Origin of the sequence: Streptomyces noursei, from assembly GCF_001646665.1 — a bacterium.
GTDB classification, from domain to species: domain Bacteria; phylum Actinomycetota; class Actinomycetes; order Streptomycetales; family Streptomycetaceae; genus Streptomyces; species Streptomyces lavendulocolor.
The window spans coordinates 1-375 of the sequence record NZ_LWBU01000103.1 but is presented as its reverse complement, the minus strand read 5'-3'; the positions used below and the strand labels follow the sequence as shown (position 1 = coordinate 375).

1 pseudogene is annotated in these 375 nt (G+C 88.5%); it reads right to left on the bottom strand.

The features are described 5' to 3' along the window. Positions 1 to 171: 171 nt before the first annotated feature. Positions 172 to 375, bottom strand: a pseudogene (locus tag A4V12_RS38515) (hypothetical protein); the annotation flags it as partial.

Here is a 375-nt window from a genome sequence, read left to right as displayed (position 1 = left end):
CCCCCCGCGGCCCACCCCCCCCCCCCCCCCCCCCCCCCGCGCCGGGGGGCCCCCCCCCCCCCCCGCCCCCCCCACCCCCCGCCCCCCCCCCCCCCCCCCCGCCCGCGCCCCCCCTTGCCGCCCGGGGGGGGAGGAACCCCGGGGCGGGCCCCCCCCCCCGGGGGCGCCGCCCCGCCGTGCCGCCGGCCGGTGCCGCCCCGGCCGGTGCGGCTCCACCGCCGCGACGCGCCCGCCGCGCACGACGACGTCCACGTCCTCGCGGACCGACGTCCCGTCGCCGGTGCCGTCCCAGAACCGCCCGGCGCGCACGACCGTGTCGGCGGGCTCGGCGCGCCGGTAGTCCAGCGGTACGCGCACCGTGCGCGGGCCGCCTCC